Source organism: Candidatus Frankia alpina (genome assembly GCF_902806485.1).
Taxonomy (GTDB): domain Bacteria; phylum Actinomycetota; class Actinomycetes; order Frankiales; family Frankiaceae; genus Frankia; species Frankia alpina.
The window spans coordinates 1-22,013 of sequence record NZ_CADCWT010000038.1; the positions used below are offsets into that span (position 1 = coordinate 1).

The following is a 22,013-nucleotide window of genomic DNA, read 5'->3' on the forward strand; positions in this document are numbered from 1 at the left end:
CACATTGATGTCACGCAAAGCGACGAAACGTTACCGGGAAAGGCTCATTGTGAGGACGCGCCGGGGTGCTTGTGACGGCGACTCGGCTGTCCGGTTGATGATCCGGGGTGTGGCGGAACGGGTGCGGGTCCGGAAATCGATCCGGACGAGGGGCAGAGGGTGTTGCGGATCGTGCGCCGCTCGTCGGGGTCGGTGGTGACGCGTGGCGACGCGCGCAGATGATTCTGCTGTCCGCGCAAGGCATGCCAGCGGTGAGGATCGCCGAGGTGACGTTCACGTCGACCGATCGGGTTCGCGATGTGATCCACAAATTCAACGCCGACGGCTTCGACTCGCTCTACCCGCGCTACGCCGGCGGCCGGCCCCGAAAGTTCACCCTCCCCGAACGCCGGGAAATCAAGAAGATCGCGAAGTCCCGTCCATCCGAGCACGGGCTGCCGTTCTCGACCTGGAGCCTGTCGAAGCTGGCGGAGTTCCTGGTCGCCGAGGGGGTGGCCGACGACATCAGCCATGAGGGCCTGCGGGTCCTTCTCCGTGAGGAGGGCGTGTCGTTTCAACGGATGAAGACCTGGAGGGCCTCGACGGATCCGGAAGACGAAGCGAAGAAGGCTCGGGTCGAGCATCTCTACGCGATCGCCGACGGGCAGGTCACCCCCGACGCGGACGAACCCACGGTGGTGTTCTGTGTGGACGGGTTCGGCCCGTTGAACCTCCAGCCCCGCCCGGGGCGGATGTGGGCCGGAGTCGGGGGTGCGAGGAAGGATCCGAAGCAGGGGCCGCGGCGGCGGCGGGCGACCTACACCCGACGTCAGGGCGCGCGGCGTCTGCTCGCCGCCTACGACCTGGCCCGTGACCGGCTCTACGGCCACGTCAAGGTCACCAAGAACCGGACGAGCTTCCTGGCGTTCTGCCGCTACCTGCGCAGTCTCCACCCACCGACCGTGCGGATCGCGATCATCTGCGATAACTTCTCCCCGTACTTGACCACCAGGAAGGACCGTCGGGTCGGGGACCGGGCCCCGGCGGCCAACGTCGAGATCGCCTACACCCCCCACCTACTCCAGCTGACTGTCATGACTCCACCTCCCCAGAAGATCGAGTCTCCGGACACGCCGGGGGGCTTCACTGGGCTGGAGAAGCCCGGCTGGGAGGCTTGTCGTGGGAAGATCCACCGCGATTGCACCCGCTTGTGGATGCGTCGGGGCGTGTCGATGTCCACTGCGGCCGCCTCGCTGATCTCGGATTTCTATACGCACTGGGGCGCGGCGAGGCAGCGCCGCCGCTGGGCGCGGAATCGATGGCCTGGCGGCGCGCCTCAGGGCGTCGTCGTCGCGGATCTCGCCAGGCGCAGCTCGTTACGCTCCGCGCTCATCCGGCCGACGATCTCTATCGAAGGACGTTTCACGCTTGTCGCACATGACGCGGAATGATACTGTAAGCTACAGATCCGTATCTGTGGTGCACTATAAGTAGTGATTCATTGACGGGGAGTCGCATTGCTGGACAGTGAGCAGGTCGAAGCGCAACTCCTGGAACTGCTCGTCGGCGACGGCGCAAATCTTGACCGTCAGGGTGTCATGACTCGACTGGGGGTGAACGCCGAACAGTTCGACCGTGCTGTCGCAAAGCTGGCCGCCGCTGGCTTGCTGCGATGGAGCGCCAATGCTGACCTTCCGAGCCTTGTCTCGCCGGACGCCGTATTGGCGCGCATGATCGACCTTCAGCAGGCACGGCTGGTCAGAGAAGCTCACCACTTGCGGGCGACCCAGGCGGTGATTGAGGCGCTCGGTGAACAGCTCTTCAAATGGCATGCCGATCGTGGCCAAGGCGTACATCTGTGGCACGAGGCGGACGCAATCGCCGCGGCGATGCAGGACGCGGGGTGCCGCGCACGTAAGGAGATCCTCAGCCTGCACCCGGGAACCCCGCCATCGGCCGATATCTTGACCGAAAGCCGATCGTGGCATCAGCGGCTGCTTGACCGCGGGGTACAGATGCGGTCGATCTATCTGAAGTCGGTTCTGCGGGTTCCCCGCGGCCAAGATCAGGTCAGGGTGCTGGCCGACGCCGGAGTCGACGTGCGCCTAGCGCCCGTACTGCCTTTCCGCCTAGTCGTCGTTGACCGGGTGGTGGGATACATCTGGGAGCGCGAAGGGGGAACGCCGATCGCCCTGGAGATGCATGGAAACGAGCTCGGGCACCTGCTGCACTCGATCTTCGAGTTCTGCTGGCTGTCCGCCCAGCCGCCGACACTCGCTCAGGATGCGGTACAAGACTCGGTCGACGGGTTCGCGGACCGCGAGCTGACCATCGTCCGGATGATGTACGAGGGGCGGAAGGACGAGGCGACCGCCCGCGCGCTGGGCGTCTCGTTGCGCACGCTGCGCCGAATCATGACCGATCTGATGGCAAAGCTGGGAGCGAGGAACCGCTTTCACGCCGGAATCCGCGCCGTTGAATTGGGACTGATCGGCGATCGCGGTGGCCACCCGCCCGCTAATCACCTCCACGCCGTGCATTCTCAGTAGACAGCGTCGCCCGGCCGGGCGTCCTTCGTGGTAAACAGCGGAGTCGCCTGGGCCTGGTCAGCCGGCCCTTCTGGATGCGGTACGCCGAGAACGAGAGCCTCCGATGTGTAGGGACCCATATCCCGCGCGCCGAGGTTGACGCACGCGATGACATTCTGTCCAACCAGCTCCTCCTCTGCAAGCAGCGCGTACTGGCCAACAGAACGACGTTCACCAAGGTGACCTAGGTCCAGGCTGATAACTCGGCAGGGATGACGTGTTCCCTCCGCGAGCGGCGCGGACAGGACCCGTCCGACCCGAAGGTCCACGTTCTGAAATTTGCCGAAAGTGATTTGCGACTTCTGGGGCAGCTCGTCCATGGTTCGATTAATATCGAGGCGGGGGTGTGCGGGTCAAGCTCTCGTTACGAAACAAGCTGGCGTGTCCGAATCAAGGTCAATCCCCGGAGTCGCGACAAAGTCATGAGCGGCGCGTCGGCTGGCGTCGTGGGCTGGTAGTGGCTAGCCTTGATCTTTCGTGTGCCCAGCAGACAGTTGGAAGTGACGCCGTGTGAGCGGCCGATCTCGCTGGCGTAAGCTCGTCGTCGCTTGCCGGCGGAAGTCCGGTCCGGGTAGCTGCCAGGAGGCCCGGTAGCGGCCGGCAGTCCCTCGCTCCCGCTGCGTGTTACGCGGAAGAACGTGACTTTGCACCCCACTGCCTCGCTGAGAGAGCAGCCGGTTCAGCGCCCGCTGATCGGCCGCAGCCATCGTGGTGTCGATACGTCGCGGCTGATACGGACGCTGAACGCCGGAATCACCTCGGTCACTGGCCATCCGGCGCCGGAGCCGTAGGCCCGAGCGTATGTCCGTGGTTCTCGGGCTTCGGGTGGGACGATCGGAGGCGTGTCCGGTGCAGGGGATGCGGTCGATGGGGCGGTCTGGGAACTTCGGGCACGTGACGAGCCTGGCCCGCTCGACGGTCACCGGATCGGAAGCCGTGCCACGGCACGCCGACTGTCATTCGTCGACCTGGCGGTCGTATTCGGCCAGCGCCTGCTGGTACCAGCCTTCGTGGACGAGGGAGACGCGCGGCGCGGGTAGTTGTGTCCGGCTCCGGCGGTCTCCAGTCCGGATCCCGTCCGATCTTGGCAATGACCCGCGACATCGGCCTGTCGTAGTCGCTTCCGACGGCGGTCACGGTGTCCTCGAAGGGGCCCGGGGCCGTGGATCGTACGACTGAGCCAGTTCTCGGGTAGGAGCACGCGGTCGCCCGGGACGAGCGGCTCGGCGCCCTCCCACAGGTAGGCGTACCTGCCCACCCGTATCTTCATCGCCACCGATGCCCCCGACTGTCCCGCGCTCGCCCGCGCACCAATTTCGCCCACACAGTATCGACAGTCCGTGGGCGTCTGGGCCCGACTCGTACTGTCTCCGTGTGAGGGCGATACAGGTGACCCTCGCGCCGTCGCCTCCATCTGCCTGGCGGAGGGGCTGTCGGCGGCGCAACTCGAGCCTGGCCCCGGGCCGTCAGGTGTCCCAGCGTCGTCGCAGCTCCTCCAGCTCGTCCGCAACGAACCTCCGCAGGCCCAGCATTCGGGCGATATTCGCCGACTGCACCGCCCAGGGAGGGACGCAGGTCGGGGCCGTGCGGACGAACTCCGGTAAGCAGGAGCCCGACCACGGACCTGCCAACTCTCGCACCAAAGGCCGCGAACGACCCGCATGCTGACCCAGTCCCAGCCGCGGCGACTACCGACAGGACTCGACTGCTACGGAGCCAAAGGAGGCTCGAACCACATGCCCGGCCCGCCGACCTGCAGTTTCGGCGGGCACGAGCACGTCCACAACGTGAGAACCAACCTGTTTTTGCAGGTCAGGCGGTTCGTCACGCTGTGGGGTGGAGGTGAGGGGACTCGAACCCCTGGCCTCCTCCGTGCGAGGGAGGCGCTCTACCAGGCTGAGCTACACCCCCCGGAAGTAATCGGAGCTTACAGGATGGCGGGGGCGGTGCGACGACCACCCCGCCGGAGCGCATCGCCATCCGTCCACCGGCCCGTGCGGTGGGATCAGCCGATCCGGACGGCGCGGTCGCTGCGGGCCTCGGAGCGGGACTCACCGTGTGCCTCGGAGCGGGCAGTGGGGAGGGCGACGTCGGCGAGGTCCGCGCGGCGGGCGGGTTGTTCCGCGGCGCCTGCGGTGACGGCGGCGCCGGCCCGGATCGGGGCGCCGGTACGACGCGCCGGGGAGCCGGGGCGGGTGCGCACGACGCCGGCGCCGACCGGGCGGTCCGGGCTGCTCCAGCCGCCGTACCCGCGGATGCCGAGGGCCTCCTGCGCCCCGGAGCTCGTGAGGGTCGCGAGGAGGTGGCCGAACAGGTAAGCGGCGGCGGACGGTCGTAGCAGGCCCGCCTCGTGGCTTGACCAGCCCCAGGCCCGGGCGCCGTCGACGACGAGTTCCTGGTCCGGCCTCGCATCTCCGGGGAAGGTCAGCCGGGCGTCGGCGGGCGGCGGGGGGCCGTCCAGGGGTAGGTGCGCCCACAGCTGCAGGGCCTCCTCGGGGCACCATCCGTCATCCCGGACGGCTACCTGCCACGCGGTCCGGCCGGGCCGGTACACGGCGAGCCGGATGGACGTCCCCCGGCAACGGAAGTGCAGGCCGACTCCGTCCGGGCGGACGCCTCGTATCTCGACCGGCACTGCGGAGCTGCCCGGGCAGACGAGGTATCCCTCGTCCCGCAGCCGGGCCATCCACGCCTCGAAGGACACGGCGGATGCTGCCTTCCTGATCGATACGCATGTCGGGGGACTCCCACCGGGGGATCGCGGAGCCGACGGCCGGTCCTGGCCGGCGTCCGTACGCGGCCCGCCAGCGTCGAGGCGGTCCGTGGCCGGATCGGCCGGCGGCACGTTGCGGATCGGATCCCCGGGCGTGTCGGCATACGCCGGCGCGCCCGGGGATCGGCGGGAGATGACGGAGCGGTGCGTCGCGACACGTCGACCGGAGGTGGCGGTCCGCGGAGGCTGCCGACTTGTTGCACGCCGGTTACCGGGACCGCGGACGATCAGCGGGGGTTGGGCCGCCGGTCAGGTTGGTCTCGCGTCCAGGTTCGATGCACCGAACTCCGAGGCCCCTCGCACCCGGGCCAGCTCCGAAATGATCGGGCCGACCGGCTCGTCACGCTGGTGGCGAGCCTCAGTGGGCGCGGGGGCTGGGACAACACGGACAGCTCCCGGGACGACAGACCACTCGCCATGCCCGGCGAGGGGCGGCGCCGTGCTGCAAACGGAGCGTCACCTCTTCATTATGCATGGGGGCCGATTCCGGTGCCGGTTCGCGGACGCACAGTGGGCCGGTCCCGGATGACCGGGACGCGGTCTGGCGAGATGGCCGAGCGGACACCCAACGGGCCTGTCGCAAGGTCTCCCGTTGGATGTCCCGTCGGTCCGGCGATGAGCGGCTGAGGGTGGGGGGCCTCGCGGGCACCCGCCTGTCCGCGCAGCTCCGGCGGGTGCCGCTGCACGGGAGTTTCGGGCCGGCCGGCCGGCTGTCGACGACTGGGATCCGACCGGGGTCGGTTGGCCGGCGGGCGGCGGGCGGATCGGTGGCCCCCGGCAGATCGGGCTGGACCGATCGCGCGGACGACCTGTGCGGGGCGGCCGCTATGCCAGCTTGGCAAGGCAGCCGGCGTTTGGCGCCGGGTTGGGGCGCCCATTCCGGTCGCCGGGATCCCCCTGTCGACCGGGTGGTTCGGCCGGGGGATGCGCTGGTTGGCGGTGCTGCGCGGCGGGCATCAGACTGGAGTAGAGGCCCGCTCGGGCGGTACGGATGTGGCCCAGAGGCGGATCAGCCCTGGCCTTCCCGGGAATCACGACGGCGCAGACGTCGAGTCCGAACGGGGAGGACGGTGAGACAAGTCATGATCTTCGACACTCGTGCGGACGCAGGCCGGCAGCTCGGCGCGCGGATGGCCCACCTGCGCGGCCAGGACGTCGTTGTGGTGGGACTGCCCCGCGGCGGGGTCCCGGTCGGGTTCGAGGTGGCGCGGGCACTGGCTGCGCCGTTGGACGTGATCCTCGTCCGCAAGATCGGCGTGCCGTTCCAGCCCGAGCTCGCCATGGGCGCGATCGCGGAGGGCGGGGTGCGGGTCGTCAACGAGGAGACCCTGCTGCTGGCCGATGTCAGTCCGGAGGAGTTCGCCGAGGTCGAGGCGAGGGAGACGGCGGAGCTGGAGCGACGTGCCCGCCGATTCCGGGACGGCCGGCCGCGGATCCCACTCGCCGGCCGCACGGTGGTCATCGTCGACGACGGGATCGCGACCGGTTCGACGGCGCTGGCCGCCTGCCAGGTCGTCCGGGCCCAGGGCGCGGACCGGGTCGTGCTCGCCATGCCCGTCGCCGCCCGTGACCGCATCGACTGGCTGCGACGGCAGGCCGACGAGGTGATCTGCGTCCAGTCGCCGGCGAGCTTCCTCAGCATCGGCGAGTTCTACGCCGACTTCGATCAGACGCCCGACGAGGAGGTCACCGACCTGCTGCGGCGGGCTGTCGCCCGCCGTCTGGAGGGCACGACCGGGACAGTCGAAGGCGGGGGGGCCGGGGCGGGCCGGGTCGTCGAGGTGGCGATTCCCGTGGAGGTGGGCGGGCTCGCCGGGCGGCTGAGCATCCCCCCGCAGCCGGCCGGGGTGGTCGTGTTCGCGCACGGCAGCGGCAGCAGCCGCAGCAGCCCGCGCAACCGGTTCGTCGCCGACACCCTGGCGTCCGCCGGTCTCGCCACGCTGCTGTTCGACCTGCTCATCCCGGAGGAGGAGCGCGACGTCGGGAACGTGTTCGACATCGAACTGCTCGCCCGGCGTCTGCTCACCGCGACTGCCTGCCTGCAGCACGTACCCGCGGCAGCGGCTCTGCCGCTGGGCTACTTCGGCGCGAGCACTGGCGCCGCGGCGGCGCTGTCGGCCGCCGCCGCGGTCGACCCGCAGGCTGCCTCCGACGTTGCCGCCGTCGTCTCTCGGGGCGGGCGGCCGGACCTGGCCTGGGACGCGCTGCCGGCGGTGCGGGCGCCTACCCTGCTCGTCGTCGGCGGGCGAGATGAACAGGTCCTCGAGCTGAACCGGCGGGCGCGGGAGCGGCTCACCGGCTGCGCAAGTCGGCTGGAGATCGTGCCGAACGCGACACATCTGTTCGGCGAGCCGGGCTCCCTGGAGCAGGTGGCCGCGCTCGCCCGGGACTGGTTCGTCGGCCATCTGAGCCTGCTGGGCCACGCACACCACGCCTGATCGAGCTCATTCGTCCGAGTACCTGTGCGTTATCAGGTGCGTACTGCTCGAAACGAGGGAACGACGTGAAGGCGGGCGCATGGCCCACGTGGGGCGGGGCGTCGGGCAGAGGGGGCAGGGATGATCTACATCGGTTCGGTGGTCAGTAGGCCGCCGGTGACCGTGGCGAGAGCTACCACGATCGGCGAGGCGGCCCAGGAGATGGGGCGAGCGGGCGTCGGCGCGCTGCTCGTCATCGACGACGACCAGCAGGTCGGGGAACGACTGGTAGGCATTGTGACCGACCGTGACATCGTGCTGCGCGGGGTGGCGCGGGGGATCGGGCCGGACGGCCGGATCGACGCACTGATGACCATCGAAGTGATCACCGTGCCGGCCGGCATGGGCGTCGAGCGGGCCTACGAGATCTTCCGTGACCACGCGATCCGGCGGTTGCCAGTGCTGGACGGCCGTCGCATCGTCGGCATGGTCTCCGTCGACGATCTGCTGATCCGTGGTGAGCAGGAGATCGCCGACCTGATCCATCCGTTGTGCGACGAGACATTCGCCCCGCACCGCGAGGCGGCACCGCCCGTTGTGACGGGACGGACGCCGGTCACGGCCAGGACGGCTGGCACCGCGACGGTCGGTGGCCTGGCCGGCTTCGCCGCACCCGCCCGTCGACGGACCGCCCTGCATGCGCACCCCGGCGATACCCTGGTGGTCCACAGTCACATCCCCAGGGCACCGGACCGGCTCGGGGAGATCTTTGAGGTGCGGACGGAAGCGGGTGACCCGCCGTTCGCCGTGCGCTGGTCCGATACCGGGCACGTCAGCTTCGTGTATCCCGGCCCGGACGCGGAGGTCCGCTGCGCCAGCGGAAGGTCGGCCGCGGACAGCACCCACTAAGTGACAGCACCCACTAAGTAAGCGATTCCGAAGCCGGCCCTCCCGTACCGCGGGTCAGGCCTCGGTGGCCACCGCCTGGCCGGCCTCGAGGGCGATCGTGCGGTCGGCGAGGACCTCGGCGTCGGTCGGGTCGTGTGTGACGATCAGTATGGGCGCGGACAGCGTCGGCAGGACGGTCCGCAGGAAGGCGCGGACCTCCCCGCGGGTCGTGCTGTCCAGCGCGGCGAGCGGCTCGTCGAGCAGCAGCAGGCGGGGCTCCGTGGCCAGCGCGCGGGCCAGCGCCACCCGCTGGCCCTGGCCGCCGGACAGCGCGCCGGGTCGGCGGTCGCCGAGGTCGCTGATCCCGAACCGCTCCAGCCACTCCTCCGCCCGGTCACGGGCGTGCCGGCGACTCTGGCCGAGGCGGGCCTGCAGGCCGAATGCCACATTGTCGCGGGCGCGCAGGTGCGGGAACAGCAGGTAGTCCTGGAACACGACGCCGACGGGGCGGCGCTCGGACGGGACGAAGCGGCGTTGTACGGGGTCGTCGAGCACCTGTCCGGCCAGGGTGACCCGCCCCTCGTCGAGCGGGAGCAGCCCGGCCAGCGTGCGCAGCAGGGTGCTCTTGCCGGCACCGCTGCGGCCCAGGACTGCGACCGTCTCCCCCTGGGCGACCTGGACGTCGACGGTCAGGACGAACTGGCCGCGGCGCACCGTCACCCGGGCATCGAGGCCACCCGTCACCGGCGCCGGCTCGGGCCCGTGCTCGGACGGGCCGGCGTGCGGAGTCCCAGGCGTGCCGGCGGTCAACGGATGCCTGTCTCGGCGTCGGCGGTCAGCGGGGTCTCGCGCGAAGCCCGGCCTCGTAGCAGCCGACGGGCACCCGGGAACCAGCGCGCGCGCAGCGCCAACAGCACCGCGACGCAGACGGCGAGCAGGACGAGGGAAAGCGCGATGGCGGCGTCGGTGTCCGTCTCCAGAGCCAGGTAGACGGCCAGCGGCATCGTCGTGGTGGTGCCGGGAAAGTTGCCGGCGAAGGTGATCGTCGCCCCGAACTCACCGAGGGCGCGGGCCCAGCACAACGCGGCCCCGGCTGCGACGGCGGGCGCGACCATCGGGACGGTCACCCGGCGGAACGTCATCCAGGGGCCCGCGCCGAGGGTGGCGGCGGCGTCCTCGAAACGGCGATCGGCGCTGTTCAGCGCGCCCTCGACGGAGACGATGAGGAAGGGCATTGCCACGAAGGTCTGCGCGACCACCACCCCGACGGTGGTGAAAGGCAGGGTGATCCCGAACCAGTCGTCCAGGCGCTGCCCGACGATGCCGCGCCGGCCCAGCGCCAGCAGCAACGCCACGCCGCCGACGACGGGCGGCAGCACCAGCGGCAGTGTGACCAGCGCCCGCAGCAGGGAGCGGCCCGGGAACCTGGTCCGGGCCAGCAGCCAGGCGAGCGGAATGCCGAACAGCAGCGACAGCGCCGTCGCCGCGGTGGCAGTCTCCAGGGAAAGGAACAGTGCCTCGCGAACGTCATGCTCGGTGATCAGATCGGGCAACCCGGACCACGGCGCCCGGACGAGCAGTCCGATGAGCGGCAGGAGCAGGAACAACGCGGCGATCGCGCCCGGCACCCACAGCGCCCACGGCGCGCGGCGGCGAGTCTCCCGGCGGTCCGAACGGCCCGAACGGCCGTTGCGGCCCGGGAGCCGGATGTGGGGCCGCCGGGCCGAGGTGGTCCACGGCAGCGAGGTACCACCTGGGCTCGTCATCGCCGGCGGGCAACCCTTCTCGCGGGTGACACTGGTGACGGTTGCGAAGCGGGAAGTCCGCCGAGAACGAGGTGGCCCGGCGCGGCGAGGGTCATCCGCCGTGGAACGGGTCACCGGCGAGACCTGGGCCGGTGGGCGGTCAGCGGCGGTCGGGCATCTCGATGACGACGTTGGTCGACTTCACCGCGCCGACGGCGAGGACGCCGGGTTCGAGCCCGAGTTCGTCGGCGGCCTCCCGGCTCATCAGGGAGACCAGCCGGTGCGGCCCGGCCTGGATCTCCACCTGGGCCATCACCGTGTCCCGGGTGACCCGGGTGATGATCCCGGGGAAGCGGTTGCGGGCGGATTCGGCGATGACGGGTGTCCCTGCGCCGATCTGGTCTCCTGCCATATCCTTGGCGAACTCCGCCAAGTTGGCACCCTCGATCGTCCGGCGACCGGCGTCGTCCAGGACGGTAGGCAGCCGGCCGCTGTCCGCCCACCGGCGGATGGTGTCGTCGCTGACACCGAGCAGCGTGGCCGCCTCACTGATGCGGAATCTCGGCATGTTTGTGATGGTAACCCTGCAGGTTCGGCGAGTTCGGAGCGGTTAACCCGAATTTGCGGTGATTTCAGTGGTGTATCGTCCGCTCGCGCGGAGTTTGTCCGGTGGGAGGCCGATGGGTCCGGTCGTGGCCTCGGCCGGTCCGTCCGCGGCGGGATGACCGGTTGGCGCCCAAGCATCCGTCCCTACGGGGCACGATGCGGAGGTCACCCGTCCGCCGACCCCCGTCCCTGGAGCGCCCGTGACGCCGCCCACTCGTCCGTTCGCCACCGCCGGCACTGCCACCACCGCCACCACCACCACTGCCACCACCAGCACCGTCGGCGGCCCGGCCGTCGACTCCACGGTCCCGGTCTCGGCGCCAGTGCGGATCAACGTCCGCGCGCTGCTCGTTGAGGGTGACCGGATCCTGCTTGCCAACGAACGCGGCCAGACGTGGTTCCACCTGCTCGGCGGCCAGGTCGAGGCCGGGGAGACGGTGCAGGGGGCGTTGCGTCGGCTGCTCGAGGAGCAGGCGAGTATCGAACCCGATCACCTGACGTTCGCCGGCTGCATCGAAGGAGCGACGGCCGGGGGCGGCGAGCGGGCCGGGGTGCTCGATGTCGTCTTCGCGGTCGACCGGTCCTGGGCCGCCGAGTTCGGCAGCCGGCTCGACGACCTGGACATCGTCTCGGCGTCGCTGGCGAGCCTGTCCGATCTGCACCTGCGCCCCGCCGCCCTGCGCCAGCTCATCCCCGAATGGCTGCTGCACGCCCGACCGGCCTGGTACGGGACGAGCGCCCGCTGACCGCCGCGGCGTAGTTGACCTCAATCCGACTTCAGGTTCTAGTGTTCGGCCCGGGGCCGGGGCCGGATCCCGTGTTCGCCGGCGCCGACCCCAGGCCACTCGGCTCCGACCGCGACCTGGAGGACGGATCATGTATGCAGTCCGGCTGCACGAGTTCGGCCCGGCGGACAATCTCCGCTACGAGGAGACCGACGACCCGGTGCCGGCGGCCGGCCAGGTGCGCATCGCGGTGGCCGCGGCCGGCGTTCACCTGGTCGACACCACCCTGCGCCGGGGCTGGGCCGGCGGCCTGTTCCAGCGCCCCGACCTGCCGACCATCCCCGGCCGGGAGGTCGCGGGCACGGTCGACGCCGTCGGGTCGGGCGTCGACGAGGGCTGGCTCGGCCGGCGGGTCGTCGCCCATCTCGGTCTCGCCGGCCAGGGCTACGCCCAGCTCGCCGTCCGTGAGGTCGACAACATCCACCCCATCCCGGCCACCCTCGACGCCCCCGCCGCCGTGGCGATGATCGGCACCGGTCGCACCACGATCGGCATTCTCGACGTCGCGGAGCTGACCGAGCAGGACGTCGTACTGATCACCGCCGCGGTCGGTGGCATCGGCAGCCTGCTCGTCCAGGCGGCCCGCGGTGTCGGGGCGGCCGTCGTCGCCGTCGCCGGGGGAGCCGCGAAGGTCGCCGCGGCGCGCTGCCTCGGCGCCGACATCGCCGTCGACTACACCCTGCCCGACTGGCCGGACGCCGTCCGGGCCGCCCTCGACGGCCGCCCCGCGACCGTGACGTTGGACGGGGTGGGCGGCGCTGCCGGCCGCGCCGCCCTGGAACTGACCGGACCGGCCGGTACTTCACGTTCGGCTGGTCGGCCGGGTCACCCACCGTCATCACCACCGAGGATGTGACGGAGCGTGGACTGCTGGTTGCCTCCGTCCTCGGGCCGAGGATGTTCCGCCGGCCCGGTGGGCTGGCGGCGCTGGAGGAGGCCGCGCTCGCCGCCGCGGCCGTCGGCACCCTGGTGCCAGCCGTGCAGACCTTCCCACTGGCCGAGGCCGCGGCCGCGCATGCGGCCCTGGAGAGCCGCGCGACGACCGGCAAGGTCGTCCTGCTGTCCTGAAGCGCGCTGGGCGGCCCTCGCCGCCCAGGGGCTGGTCCGTCCCCGCCCGACCGCCCGGCTCGATCGCCGACACCTGCGCAGCCTGTTCGCCCAGGTCGGAATCGTGCAGATCGACTCGGTGAACGTGCTGGCCCGAGCGGTCGCGGCCCTGGGCGCGGCCGGCTGAGCGCGCTGGTCCTGCCGTTGGCTCTGGGGGCAACTCACGTCCGGGGGACTATCGGCGCGGCTAGATTCGCAGGAGTGACCCTCGACGCCGACCCCGATCGGCACGAGCCGGTTCGCGGGGCTGCCGGCGGGGTCGTCGTCGGCGTCACGGGCCACCGGGGCCTCACCGGGGAGCAGGCCCGCTACGTGGCCGCGCAGGCGCACCGGCTGCTCGCGCCCCTCGTCGGCACGGGCTTCGCCGGGATCACCTGCCTCGCCGAGGGCGCGGACACCGTCGTCGCCGACGTGATCCTGACTCTCGGCGGCCGGCTGATCTCGGTGATCCCGGCGGACGGATACCGGGATTTCCAACCCCCCGGACATCGCCGGGACTTCGACCGGCTGCTGCGCTGCTCCGCCGAGGTTGTCCGCCAGGACCGCCCGACCCCCGACCTGGCCAGCCTGATGGCCGCGAGCCGGGTTCTCGTCGACGCCTCCGACCAGATCATCGCGGTCTGGGACGGCCTGCCGACCCGGGGCTGGGGGGGCACGGCCGACGTCGTCGAATACGCCCGAGAACAACATCGGCCTGTGCAGATCATCTGGCCGGCCGGGGCCGTGCGCCGCCCGATGCGGCCCGGTGCGCAGGACAGGCCACGTCGCCGACCAGCCGGCGGCGATTCCGTCAGCGGGGGGTGAGCGGGACGACGCTCACCTGGACGGGGGTGAGACCGGCCGTGGGAGCGGCTGACGAGCCAGGGGCGCCGTGGCCGGCGGGGCGGCAGCGGTCTGTGCCTGTGCCTGCGGTGGGGCCTGGGCTGGCTGCGGGTGCTGGGCAGCGGTGGCCGTGCCGCTGGTTGCCGGCGGTGCTGCGGCCGCGGCGACGGGCACCACGGGAAGGCGGCCGATGCGGGCCGTGGCGCCGTTTGCAGTAGCCCCGTCGGCAGCGGCGCCGTCGACCCGACCGACCGCCGGGGCCGCCTGGGGCTGCGCGGCGGGCCGCTTGGTCGGCAGGAGGGGGGTGACGATGAGCCCTCGGGGCAGCTGAGTGTCCAGGCGCCCGGCGGTCACCGGGGCATGCCCGGCGCCGGCCGCGGGCTGGCGATCGGCCGGGGCCGACGGTGCGGCCGGCGTGCCGGCGTCCTCGGAGCGGCTGGCCGCGGCGAGTCGCAGCGTGTTCAGCGCGAAGTCCTCGGCGGCGAGATCCTCCTGCTGCTCGTACTCGGTCGGGGCGAGCGCCGCGGCCCCGCCGGGGCTGGCCGCAGTGGCGGCCGTCGCCTCGGCGGGGTCCGTGGAATCCGCCGGCGCGGGGGACGGGCGCGTCGCCGGGGCTCGGTCGGCGGACCGGCTCCCGGCCGAGCCGTCCCCAGAGCGCGTCTCGTGCAGGGGAGCCTGCGCACCGGTGGTCACATCGTCGTTAGAAGCGCCCAGCCCCGCCACGGCCGCCGCCGCCAGCGCGGCCGCCGGGCGGACCCGAGGCCGGCGCCGGGGCTCCTCCACCGGGTCCGGCGAGGACGGTGGCAACCGCCGCACTCCCGCAGCGGCCGCCGGACGTCCGGACGGGGCGGGTTCGTCGCTCGCCGCGGTGCCCCGGTCGGGCGGGAGGATCAACGTGGGGTGCGTGCGGTCCGCACCCGGGCCGGACCGGCGGGGATTGCGCGGTGCCGGCCGCTCAGTCGGTGCTGGCCGCTTAGCCGATACTGGCCGCGCAGTCGGCGATGGCGACGGGGGGAGCACCGGCGACGGTGGCAGGGTCGGCAACGGTGGCAGCGTGAGGCTGATCTCCGACAGGTTGGCCAGGTCCGGTTGGCCGCCCCCGGGCGCGTTTCGCCGCCGCTCGGCGGAGCGGTTCCGCCCGCCCCCTTGGCTGCCCGCGCGGGCCGCGCTGTGTCGACCACCGCCGGTCTGCCGGCTCCCCCCGTCTCCGTCGCCGGGTCGGGACGGCGACGGCGACGGGGGGATCAGCGCGGGGCGCTCGGGCGTGGGGGCGGGCTGCGTGCGGGGGATGGTGGCGGCTGTTCCGCGGACGCGGTCGCGCCCGGCGCGGCCCGAGCGCGGGCGCGGGCCGGCAAGCAGGGCCAGCAGCTCGGAGACGTCGGGGAGCGAGGCGCCGTCGGCCTGGCGCACCCGGGCCAGCGCACGGCGCACCCCGGCGCTGGTCGGGCCGTCCTGGTCGGTCCGCGGCGCGCGTCGCCAGCCGCCGCGGCCCGCCGGCTCCACCGAGCCGGACGCCTTGCCGGCGGCGGCCAGGTCGACGATGCCGGCCCAGGCCACGATGTCGGCGGCCGGTCCGTCCCAGCCGCCCGCCGCCGGTCCGTAGCCGTAACCGGGCACGTAGCCGCCACCGGACGCAGCCCCAGGACCGGTCGTGGCAGCCTGCCCGGAGGAGCAGCAGCGGGCGCAGGGCGGCGGCGATCCCCAGGTCGACCAGGCGGGGGCCGATGACGGACAGGACGATGTCCGTGGCCGTCAGGTCGCCCAGCGCGCCGACCGTGTGGTGGGCCGCGTCGATGGTCTCCAGCAGGGTCCGGGCGAGCCGGTCGATCTCGTCGGCGGACAGCGGCCCTCGCTCGGTGAGCTCGCGCGCCAGGGTGGGACCGCCGACGAACTCGGTGACGGCGTAGGGGCGGTCGGCGTCGGGCGCGGCGTCGAGCACGCCGCAGGTGTGCGGCCCGGAAAGCACGTGGGCCCGGTCGACGGCCGCGGCGAAGCGGGCCCGCATGTCGGCGCGCAGGGCATCGCCCGGGTGCAGGGCGCGGATGGCCACCTGCGCGCCGCCCGGCGCGTGCCCCAGGTAGACGATGCCCGTGATGCCCGCATCGAGGCGGCCGAGCAGCTGATAAGGCCCGAGCGCCGAGGATTCGCCGACGGCGAGCGGCGCGACGTGGCGAGGTAGTCGAGCGGTCATGATGGGTGCCTCGAATGCGACTCGCGGATGGCCGGCGGCATGCAGCCTCTCCGACGGTAGCTACTCACGTCGTGTCCGTGAAGGCTGCTAAGCCCGCTTCTTCGGGAGCATCCGGGTCGTGGCCGCCGTGCCGACGAGGCCCGGGTCGGGCGCGGGCGCACCGACGGCACGCGGGCACGCCTGCCCGACGCCCGGATGGGCGGCCTCGATACCGTCGAGTAGCCAGCCCAGGGCATGCTCGAAGCGGGGGGCGAGCAGCTGGCAGCCGGCGGTCCGCAGTGCCTGCAGCCGCGGCAGCTCCTCGGCGGTGACGAGTTCGTCGAAACCTGGTTGCGGTTCCAGTGGCGGTGCAGGACCATCACCGTGGTGGCCCGTGCGCTTGATCGGGGCGCGGTAGGCTTGGCCGCTGAGCTCCCGCAGCGTGCAGCCGACCACCAGGTCGCTGACCGAGTGGATGATGCGCACCTGCTCGTCCGGATCGTCGGTGATGCGCGACGCGACGGCGAGGTACTGCTCGAGGTGGCGGAGCTTGTTGAGCCCGAGGGCGGGGCGGACCGCGACGTTGAGCGCCCACGGGTGACGCTGGTAGGACTGCCTGGTCCGCTGGGCGATCTCGGTCAGCGCCGCCCGCCAGTCGGCCGGGATCTCCTCGAGCAGATGCCCGCCGAGGAACTCGTTCCACATCAGGTCGAGTAGTTCGTCCTTGTCGCGGACGTGGTAGTAGAGGGTCATCGTTCCGACGCCGAGGCTGGCGGCGAGCCGGCGCATCGACACGGCGGCCAGCCCTTCGGCGTCGGCAAGCTCGATGGCTGCCAGCGCGAGCCGCTGGGGGCTCAGACTGGGCCGGCACCCAGGTGGAGAAGCCTGCCCCGCCCGGTGCCTCCCGCCCGGCTCGACGGCCAGTTCCGTCGGCGCGGCCATGACCTCGTCACCTCCGAACACGCAGCTGAACAGCAATTTTTGGCGTTGGTACATCGTACGGCGTAGTGTTGTGTCCAGTCCTCGTACGGTGTACGACGGCTGGTAGGAGGGGATGTTGGGAATGGCACATTCTGAAGAAACGGGCGCATCCGGCGTCGGCGGTCCCGATCAGGCGTCGGCGGCGGTGTCTGGGGGTGCCGTGTCCGCCGAGGCATCCGCCGCAGGTAGGCGGGGTGCGGCCGCTTTGGCGCTGCCGGCTCCCCGGGCGAAGTGGGCCGTGCTGGCGGTGTGCTGCCTGGCCCAGTTCATGGTGGTGCTCGACATCTCGATTGTGAACGTCGCGTTGCCGTCGATGCAGACCGATCTCGGAATGTCGGCCAGTGGTCTGCAGTGGGTGGTGAACGCCTACACCCTCGCCTTCGCCGGGCTGCTGCTGTTCGGTGGGCGGGCGGCGGACCTGTTCGGCCGGCGCCGGGTCTTCATGTTCGGGCTCGTGCTGTTCACGCTGGCGAGCCTCGCCGGCGGTCTCGCCCAGACCGAGACGCAGCTCATCATCGCCCGAGCGGTGCAGGGTCTGGGCGGCGCCGTGCTGGCCCCGGCAACGCTGAGCCTGCTGATGACCTCGTTCGCGGAGGGCCGGGAGCGGACCAGGGCGCTTGGCGCCTGGGGTGCGACGGCGGCCAGCGGCGGTGCCTTCGGGACGGTCGTCGGCGGCATCCTCACCGACCTCGCCGACTGGCGGTGGGTGTTGTTCGTCAACGTGCCGATCGGGGTCGCGCTGGTGGCCGCGGCGCGCGTGGTGCTCGTGGAGTCGCGCGGGCAGGTCAGCCGCCTTCGCGATCTCGACGTGCCGGGCACGCTGACCGTGACGGGCGGCCTGGTCCTGCTGGTCTACGCGATCGTCCGCACGGAGAGCTCCTCCTGGGGGTCGCCGGTGACGATCGGGATGGTGGTTGGGGCGGTCGTGCTCCTCGGCGCCTTCATCGCGATCGAGGCCACCACGGCCAACCCGCTGGTGCCGCTGAACATCTTCCGCTATCCCGGGATCGCGGTGGCCAACGTGATTGCGGCGCTTCTCGGGGCGGCGATGTTCACGGCGTTCTTCTTCCTCACCCTGTTCATGCAGCGGGTCCAGGGCGACAGCCCGCTACGTGCGGGGCTGTCGATGCTGCCGATGCCGCTGATGATCATTTTGGCGTCGCAGCTCGTCACGCGGACGATCGGTCGGCTCGGCCCGCGGCCGATCATCGTCTTCGGCGCCGCGGTGGGCGCGTCGGGGCTGCTGTGGCTGTCGGCGATCACGCCGGGCGGCTCGTACTGGTCGCACGTGTTCGGCCCCCTCGCGGTGATGGGCTTCGGCATGGGAACCACGATGGTCTCGATGGTTTCCGCGGCCACCGCGGGCGTGCCGATCCGGCTCGCCGGGCTTGCCTCCGGGCTCATCAACACCGGCCGGCAGATCGGTGCGGCCGTCGGCCTCGCCGCCGTCACGACGATCGCCACGCATCACACCGAGGGTCGGCTCCGGCATGGGGTCCCGCAGCCTGAGGCGCTGACCTCCGGATACTCGCTCGGCCTGTTCATCGGCGGCTGCGTCTTCGCCGTCGGAGTCCCGGTGGCCTTCCTCTTGCCGCGGCTGCGCCGGCCCCAGCCGGCCGCCTCCGAGGTGCTGGCACCGACGCGGCCCGTCGACGGCGACCAGCAGGCAGTCACCAGCGCCGCCGAGGTCTGATCTCGGGTCGTCCGTCCAACCTTGCCCTTCCAGAGGGATAAATCGGACACAGAGCCCTCTGGAAGGGCAAGGAACGTCGGCTACAGCTCGGCCGGTAGGCGCCGGCGTCAGCGGCGAACGGAGCGCACCAGCCCGACGACCTCCGCGGCGGCACGCTGCACCCCATCCGGGCCGAAGATCTCGATGCGGGCGACCGCGCGGCCCTGACCGGCATGGACTGTGTGGACCTGGAACAGGTGCCAGTCCCGTACGTCCAGATCATCGAAGAACGTGACGGTCTGGGACAGCACCGCCGCGGCCACCTGCGGCCGGTCGGCCGGCATGGGCGGGATCCCCGAGGCCGTGAGCAGATCGGCAAGCGGCAGCACCTCGCAGGAATGTGCCAGCAGGGCCCGCCACACCGTCGGGTCCTTGCCCGCGTCGCCAATCCGCTGTCACTGATCGAGCCGGTGCGGTTCCACCCGCGGCAGCACCCGGACCTCCCACGGCATCAGCCGCCGATCGGGGAAGGGCGCCGCGTCCGCCGGCCCCGGCAGGTCCGCCCGACTCGTCTGCAGACTGAGAAAGTCCGGTTCCGAGGCGCGCAGCATCACGTCCGCCCGGCAGATGTGCAGCGAGCCCTGCCGGAAGGACAGCGCCAGCGCGTCGATCGACCTGCCGTGCGCGAGACGCTCGACGTCGACCCAGAGCGGCTGCCGGCAGTCCCCGGGGTGAGAGAAGATCGTGTGCAACGAGTGCACGGCCTTGCCCGGCGACAGGCGTTCCGCGAGGACGATCTGCTGACCGAGTAGTTGCGCGCCGAGGATCCCGCCGTGCGCGCTCACCAGACATCGGGCCGGCACCGGAGGAACGTCCCCGCCGAGGTCCAACACCGCCAGCAGATCACTCAGCGTAAAGACGCCCGGCATCGGGGCATTGATCGGTAGCGGCGGCTCGGGCTGTGCGGACGAGGAACCGACTCGCTGCGAATCGATGGTCTCCACTGATCGTTCACTCACATCGCACCCCTTTCCCCGCGCGGGCCGCCCGGCCGCACGGTGAGGGACGCGATCACTCTGCGCCGCGGCTCGGCGCGGGCAGGTGACCGGTCGCCGCGCCGCCGGCAGGCCGCCGCGCGTGGATCACGACTCCGCCCGGCGCGGAGCCTCGCGGGTCAATATCGACCCGTTTGGTGTCATGGGCCGGTCGCAGTGGTGTACGCCACGTCGCCACGAGCCGCCGGCCAGCACAAAAGCTCGCAAAACACCCGGCCTTGCCTCTGTGCGATCTATATACGGCTCTGTCGCAGCCGGCGGGACCGGGCTGGCGGGGGCGGTTAGGGGCAGGGTGGCCATGACCTCGTGACTGGTCAGGGGGCGTCCGCGCCAGTTCGTGCTGATCCGTGAGGACAGCCGGTGTTCGATCTTGTTCCATTGAGGGGTTCCCGGCGGGAAGTGACACACGGTCACCTCCAGGCCGGCCGTGTGGGCGAAGTCGGCCAGTTCGGTCTTCCACGCCCGGACCCGGTAGCCGTTGACCCCGCCGGCGTCCGCGGTGATCAGCAGCCGGGTTGCGGCCGGGTAGCGGTGGCCGGCCCTCGCCATCCACCAACGGCGTAGGGTCGCCACCGCCCCGCCAACGCGGCAGTGTCACCGCCGCAGCCCGCCGACACCCAGCCGGTGTCGGCGGTGAGGTCGTAGATGCCGTACGGCACCGCTTTCTGGGCGTCCTTCTCGGGGAAGTCGTGGGCCCGTACCCGTACGGGCTGCCCCGCGCGGTGCCACTCCCGGCCCGGCGACCGCATAGTCGCCGTCTTCTTGGTGTCGATGCTGACGACCGGCTGGCCGGCCGCGGTGAACTTCTTGACCTGCTCGTTGATGTAGTGGAACTGGCCGTCCCGGTCGGGATGGCGGGCGCCCTCGGTCGTGCGTGAGGTGCCCTGCAGGCTGAACCCCTCGGCCCGAAGGAGGGCCGCGACCGTGTCCGCGCCCACCGGATGCCCGACGAACAAAGGAAGCACAACCGGATCCACAATGCGCTACGCGCCGTCGGCGAACGCGCGAACGCGCTGCTCAAGGGCACTTTCCGGCTTCTCCGCAACATCACGGTCGACCCCCGGAAGATCGGACTCGTCACGAAGGCAGCTCTCGCCATCCTCCGCACGGAGCACCGAAGGAACGTCTGACCCTCAACATTCAGCTACAGCGTTGCTGTTACGCAACGCCACGAACCGTTGCAGGGAAAGGCTCATTATGCCAACTGACCGCACCCGTCCGTTGACGACCGATTGGCCCCATTCTATGATTCGGCCATGGTAAAGGCTAATCCGCGCTGGGTCGCGCGCAACGTGGTCCGCCGGGTGCCGGCGATGAACGCGCGCATGCCGCTGAACATGTGGGCGAGCCTGTGGGGCGGCAGCGACGGCCCGGGGATCGACGCGATCTCCATCGTCAAGCGCATCGCCGATCAGGCGGGCCAACCGCTCAGCGTCGTGCAGATCGGCGCGAACGACGGCGAGATGGGCGACCCGCTACACGACGTGATCGTGCGGTACGGCTGGCGTGGCGTGCTCGCCGAACCGCTGCCGCACCTGTTCCCCGCGCTGGCGAACTCCTACCGCGACGTGCCGGGCATCGTGTGCGAGCAGACCGCGATCGGCCCCGAGGAGGGCACGGCGCGGATGTTCGCGGTCAGCCGGCGTCCCACCGACCCGGTCTGGGCGAACGGGCTGAGTTCGTTTCGCCGCGAGGTGATTCTCGAGTCGAAGAGCCTCATACCGGACATCGAGACGCGCATCGAGGAGATCGACGTCCCGGTCATGCGGCTCGACACGCTGCTGACCAAGCACGCCATCAACCACGTCGACGTGATGCAGATCGACACCGAGGGCTTCGACTACGAGATCCTCAAGCTGATTGATTTCTCGAAACCGTGGGCGCCGCACCACATTATCTACGAGGCCTGCCACCTCGGGGACGACCTCGAACGCGCGCGTGGCCTACTCCGGGCCACTGGCTACACGATCTTCCCTGTGGGCTACGACGACTACGCTTACCACCACTAGACAGTGCCCTGGCTGGAGAGGGGAACGTCGGTGGAGGTCTTGACGCTTTGGGCGTCGAGGATGCAGGCGGTGGGTTCGGGTGTGCGACCGTCGGTGACGCGGGCCAGGCCGGTCAGGGTGTAGCCGAGCTGGGGGAAGATGCCGTCGTCGCGCCAGGCGGCGTAGTAGAAGTAGACGGTGTTGTGCGGCGGGAAGTCGTGGGGTAGGTATCTCCAGGGAATGCCGGTCCGGTTGAGGTAGAGGATTGCGTTGAACACCTCGCGGAGGTCGACGGAGGCGGGCTTTCTGGTGGGCCGGCGGTCGAGTCGGGCTTTCCGCCAGGCGTGCAGGGCCGGGGCGATGAGCGCCCAGCGGGCGTCGGAGAGGTCACTGAGCCTTTCCCGGTAACGTTTCGTCGCTTTGCGTGACATCAATGT

21 protein-coding genes, 1 tRNA gene and 3 pseudogenes are annotated in these 22,013 nt (G+C 71.2%); 13 read left to right on the top strand and 12 right to left on the bottom strand.

From position 1 onward, the window contains the following. Window positions 1–107: 107 nt before the first annotated feature. Entirely contained in the window at window positions 108–1,430 is a 1,323-nt protein-coding gene (locus tag G6R25_RS06880) for an IS630 family transposase (protein WP_328591844.1), read from the top strand. 66 nt (window positions 1,431–1,496) lie between these two features. Further along, on the top strand, window positions 1,497–2,528 hold the full coding sequence (locus tag G6R25_RS06885) for a helix-turn-helix transcriptional regulator (protein ID WP_136448758.1): 1,032 nt from the start codon (window positions 1,497–1,499) through the stop codon (window positions 2,526–2,528). On the opposite strand, the gene G6R25_RS06890 is transcribed toward G6R25_RS06885, so the two are convergent. The 3 genes from G6R25_RS06890 to G6R25_RS06900 form a co-directional block, all read right to left on the bottom strand. Next, window positions 2,522–2,887: a tRNA-binding protein gene (locus G6R25_RS06890; protein WP_136448759.1), complete on the bottom strand. Its 366-nt coding sequence runs from the start codon at window positions 2,885–2,887 to the stop codon at window positions 2,522–2,524. The genes G6R25_RS06885 and G6R25_RS06890 overlap by 7 nt on opposite strands. A 1,517-nt stretch (window positions 2,888–4,404) precedes the next feature. Continuing rightward, window positions 4,405–4,478, bottom strand: a tRNA-Ala gene (locus G6R25_RS06895). Between the two features lie 94 nt (window positions 4,479–4,572). Further along, a complete protein-coding gene (locus G6R25_RS06900; protein ID WP_163552311.1) occupies window positions 4,573–5,271 on the bottom strand; it encodes a hypothetical protein in 699 nt (232 codons plus the stop codon). A 1,151-nt stretch (window positions 5,272–6,422) separates the two neighbouring features. Between G6R25_RS06900 and G6R25_RS06905 the strand changes: the two genes are divergently transcribed. Beyond that, window positions 6,423–7,778: a phosphoribosyltransferase gene (locus G6R25_RS06905; RefSeq protein ID WP_163552312.1), complete on the top strand. Its 1,356-nt coding sequence runs from the start codon at window positions 6,423–6,425 to the stop codon at window positions 7,776–7,778. Window positions 7,779–7,898: 120 nt separating this feature from the next. Beyond that, entirely contained in the window at window positions 7,899–8,666 is a 768-nt protein-coding gene (locus tag G6R25_RS06910) for a DUF1918 domain-containing protein (RefSeq protein ID WP_136449118.1), read from the top strand. A 54-nt stretch (window positions 8,667–8,720) separates the two neighbouring features. On the opposite strand, the gene G6R25_RS06915 is transcribed toward G6R25_RS06910, so the two are convergent. The 3 genes from G6R25_RS06915 to G6R25_RS06925 form a co-directional block, all read right to left on the bottom strand. Beyond that, window positions 8,721–9,455, bottom strand: coding sequence for an ABC transporter ATP-binding protein (locus G6R25_RS06915; RefSeq protein WP_163552313.1), 735 nt, complete (start codon window positions 9,453–9,455; stop codon window positions 8,721–8,723). Then, a complete protein-coding gene (locus tag G6R25_RS06920; RefSeq protein ID WP_163552314.1) occupies window positions 9,452–10,411 on the bottom strand; it encodes an ABC transporter permease in 960 nt (319 codons plus the stop codon). Before G6R25_RS06920 ends, G6R25_RS06915 begins: the two co-directional genes overlap by 4 nt. Window positions 10,412–10,550: 139 nt before the next feature. Beyond that, window positions 10,551–10,958: a TOBE domain-containing protein gene (locus G6R25_RS06925; RefSeq protein WP_163552315.1), complete on the bottom strand. Its 408-nt coding sequence runs from the start codon at window positions 10,956–10,958 to the stop codon at window positions 10,551–10,553. 238 nt (window positions 10,959–11,196) lie between these two features. On the opposite strand from G6R25_RS06925, the gene G6R25_RS06930 reads away from it, so the two are divergent. From G6R25_RS06930 to G6R25_RS06945, 5 genes are all read left to right on the top strand, one after another. Next, window positions 11,197–11,742 (top strand): NUDIX domain-containing protein, encoded by a 546-nt coding sequence (locus G6R25_RS06930; protein WP_163552316.1) that lies wholly within the window; start codon window positions 11,197–11,199, stop codon window positions 11,740–11,742. Between the two features lie 130 nt (window positions 11,743–11,872). Continuing rightward, the gene (locus tag G6R25_RS06935; RefSeq protein ID WP_235947650.1) at window positions 11,873–12,637 is read left to right on the top strand and encodes a zinc-binding dehydrogenase; all 765 of its coding nucleotides are present in this window, start codon (window positions 11,873–11,875) and stop codon (window positions 12,635–12,637) included. Beyond that, window positions 12,634–12,849: a zinc-binding dehydrogenase gene (locus G6R25_RS31265; RefSeq protein WP_235947653.1), complete on the top strand. Its 216-nt coding sequence runs from the start codon at window positions 12,634–12,636 to the stop codon at window positions 12,847–12,849. Before G6R25_RS06935 ends, G6R25_RS31265 begins: the two co-directional genes overlap by 4 nt. Then, entirely contained in the window at window positions 12,797–13,015 is a 219-nt protein-coding gene (locus G6R25_RS06940) for a hypothetical protein (RefSeq protein ID WP_205446928.1), read from the top strand. Before G6R25_RS31265 ends, G6R25_RS06940 begins: the two co-directional genes overlap by 53 nt. Window positions 13,016–13,089: 74 nt before the next feature. Beyond that, complete coding sequence (locus G6R25_RS06945; RefSeq protein ID WP_163552317.1) at window positions 13,090–13,692, top strand: hypothetical protein; 603 nt, start codon at window positions 13,090–13,092, stop codon at window positions 13,690–13,692. Between the two features lie 12 nt (window positions 13,693–13,704). Here G6R25_RS06945 and G6R25_RS06950 read toward each other — a convergent pair whose 3' ends face one another. Continuing rightward, on the bottom strand, window positions 13,705–15,327 hold the full coding sequence (locus G6R25_RS06950; protein ID WP_163552318.1) for a hypothetical protein: 1,623 nt from the start codon (window positions 15,325–15,327) through the stop codon (window positions 13,705–13,707). Window positions 15,328–15,361: 34 nt separating this feature from the next. On the opposite strand from G6R25_RS06950, the gene G6R25_RS06955 reads away from it, so the two are divergent. Continuing rightward, the gene (locus tag G6R25_RS06955) at window positions 15,362–15,889 is read left to right on the top strand and encodes a hypothetical protein (protein ID WP_163552319.1); all 528 of its coding nucleotides are present in this window, start codon (window positions 15,362–15,364) and stop codon (window positions 15,887–15,889) included. Between the two features lie 99 nt (window positions 15,890–15,988). On the opposite strand, the gene G6R25_RS06960 is transcribed toward G6R25_RS06955, so the two are convergent. Further along, on the bottom strand, window positions 15,989–16,822 hold the full coding sequence (locus tag G6R25_RS06960; protein ID WP_205446927.1) for a TetR/AcrR family transcriptional regulator: 834 nt from the start codon (window positions 16,820–16,822) through the stop codon (window positions 15,989–15,991). 121 nt (window positions 16,823–16,943) lie between these two features. On the opposite strand from G6R25_RS06960, the gene G6R25_RS06965 reads away from it, so the two are divergent. Continuing rightward, on the top strand, window positions 16,944–18,554 hold the full coding sequence (locus G6R25_RS06965) for an MFS transporter (protein WP_163552321.1): 1,611 nt from the start codon (window positions 16,944–16,946) through the stop codon (window positions 18,552–18,554). A gap of 107 nt (window positions 18,555–18,661) precedes the next feature. Here G6R25_RS06965 and G6R25_RS29515 read toward each other — a convergent pair whose 3' ends face one another. The 3 genes and pseudogenes from G6R25_RS29515 to G6R25_RS06975 form a co-directional block, all read right to left on the bottom strand. Then, on the bottom strand, window positions 18,662–18,955 hold the full coding sequence (locus tag G6R25_RS29515; RefSeq protein WP_328591893.1) for a hotdog family protein: 294 nt from the start codon (window positions 18,953–18,955) through the stop codon (window positions 18,662–18,664). Window positions 18,956–18,988: 33 nt separating this feature from the next. Continuing rightward, window positions 18,989–19,462, bottom strand: coding sequence for an acyl-CoA thioesterase domain-containing protein (locus tag G6R25_RS29520; protein WP_328591892.1), 474 nt, complete (start codon window positions 19,460–19,462; stop codon window positions 18,989–18,991). A gap of 423 nt (window positions 19,463–19,885) precedes the next feature. Beyond that, window positions 19,886–20,535, bottom strand: a pseudogene (locus G6R25_RS06975) (ISAzo13 family transposase); the annotation flags it as partial. Here G6R25_RS06975 and G6R25_RS06980 point away from each other — a divergent pair. Both G6R25_RS06980 and G6R25_RS06985 read left to right on the top strand, forming a co-directional pair. Further along, window positions 20,533–20,718 (top strand): annotated as a pseudogene (locus G6R25_RS06980) (IS5/IS1182 family transposase); the annotation flags it as partial. The pseudogenes G6R25_RS06975 and G6R25_RS06980 sit on opposite strands and share 3 nt — an antisense overlap. 126 nt (window positions 20,719–20,844) lie before the next feature. Continuing rightward, window positions 20,845–21,597 (top strand): FkbM family methyltransferase, encoded by a 753-nt coding sequence (locus G6R25_RS06985; RefSeq protein ID WP_163552322.1) that lies wholly within the window; start codon window positions 20,845–20,847, stop codon window positions 21,595–21,597. 2 nt (window positions 21,598–21,599) lie between these two features. On the opposite strand, the pseudogene G6R25_RS06990 reads toward G6R25_RS06985, so the two are convergent. Beyond that, window positions 21,600–22,007 (bottom strand): annotated as a pseudogene (locus G6R25_RS06990) (transposase); the annotation flags it as partial. Window positions 22,008–22,013 lie beyond the last annotated feature (6 nt).

Excerpts from the sequence above, each read along its gene's own strand:
- G6R25_RS06925 (WP_163552315.1), bottom strand. The coding sequence starts at position 10,958 with ATGCCGAGATTCCGCATCAGTGAGGCGGCCACGCTGCTCGGTGTCAGC.
- G6R25_RS06960 (WP_205446927.1), bottom strand. The coding sequence starts at position 16,822 with ATGGCCGCGCCGACGGAACTGGCCGTCGAGCCGGGCGGGAGGCACCGG.
- G6R25_RS06935 (WP_235947650.1), top strand. The coding sequence starts at position 11,873 with ATGTATGCAGTCCGGCTGCACGAGTTCGGCCCGGCGGACAATCTCCGC.
- G6R25_RS06910 (WP_136449118.1), top strand. The coding sequence starts at position 7,899 with ATGATCTACATCGGTTCGGTGGTCAGTAGGCCGCCGGTGACCGTGGCG.
- G6R25_RS29520 (WP_328591892.1), bottom strand. The coding sequence starts at position 19,462 with ATGCCGGGCGTCTTTACGCTGAGTGATCTGCTGGCGGTGTTGGACCTC.
- G6R25_RS06905 (WP_163552312.1), top strand. The coding sequence starts at position 6,423 with ATGATCTTCGACACTCGTGCGGACGCAGGCCGGCAGCTCGGCGCGCGG.
- G6R25_RS06890 (WP_136448759.1), bottom strand. The coding sequence starts at position 2,887 with ATGGACGAGCTGCCCCAGAAGTCGCAAATCACTTTCGGCAAATTTCAG.
- G6R25_RS06965 (WP_163552321.1), top strand. The coding sequence starts at position 16,944 with ATGGCACATTCTGAAGAAACGGGCGCATCCGGCGTCGGCGGTCCCGAT.
- G6R25_RS06985 (WP_163552322.1), top strand. The coding sequence starts at position 20,845 with ATGGTAAAGGCTAATCCGCGCTGGGTCGCGCGCAACGTGGTCCGCCGG.
- G6R25_RS06920 (WP_163552314.1), bottom strand. The coding sequence starts at position 10,411 with ATGACGAGCCCAGGTGGTACCTCGCTGCCGTGGACCACCTCGGCCCGG.
- G6R25_RS06940 (WP_205446928.1), top strand. The coding sequence starts at position 12,797 with ATGCGGCCCTGGAGAGCCGCGCGACGACCGGCAAGGTCGTCCTGCTGT.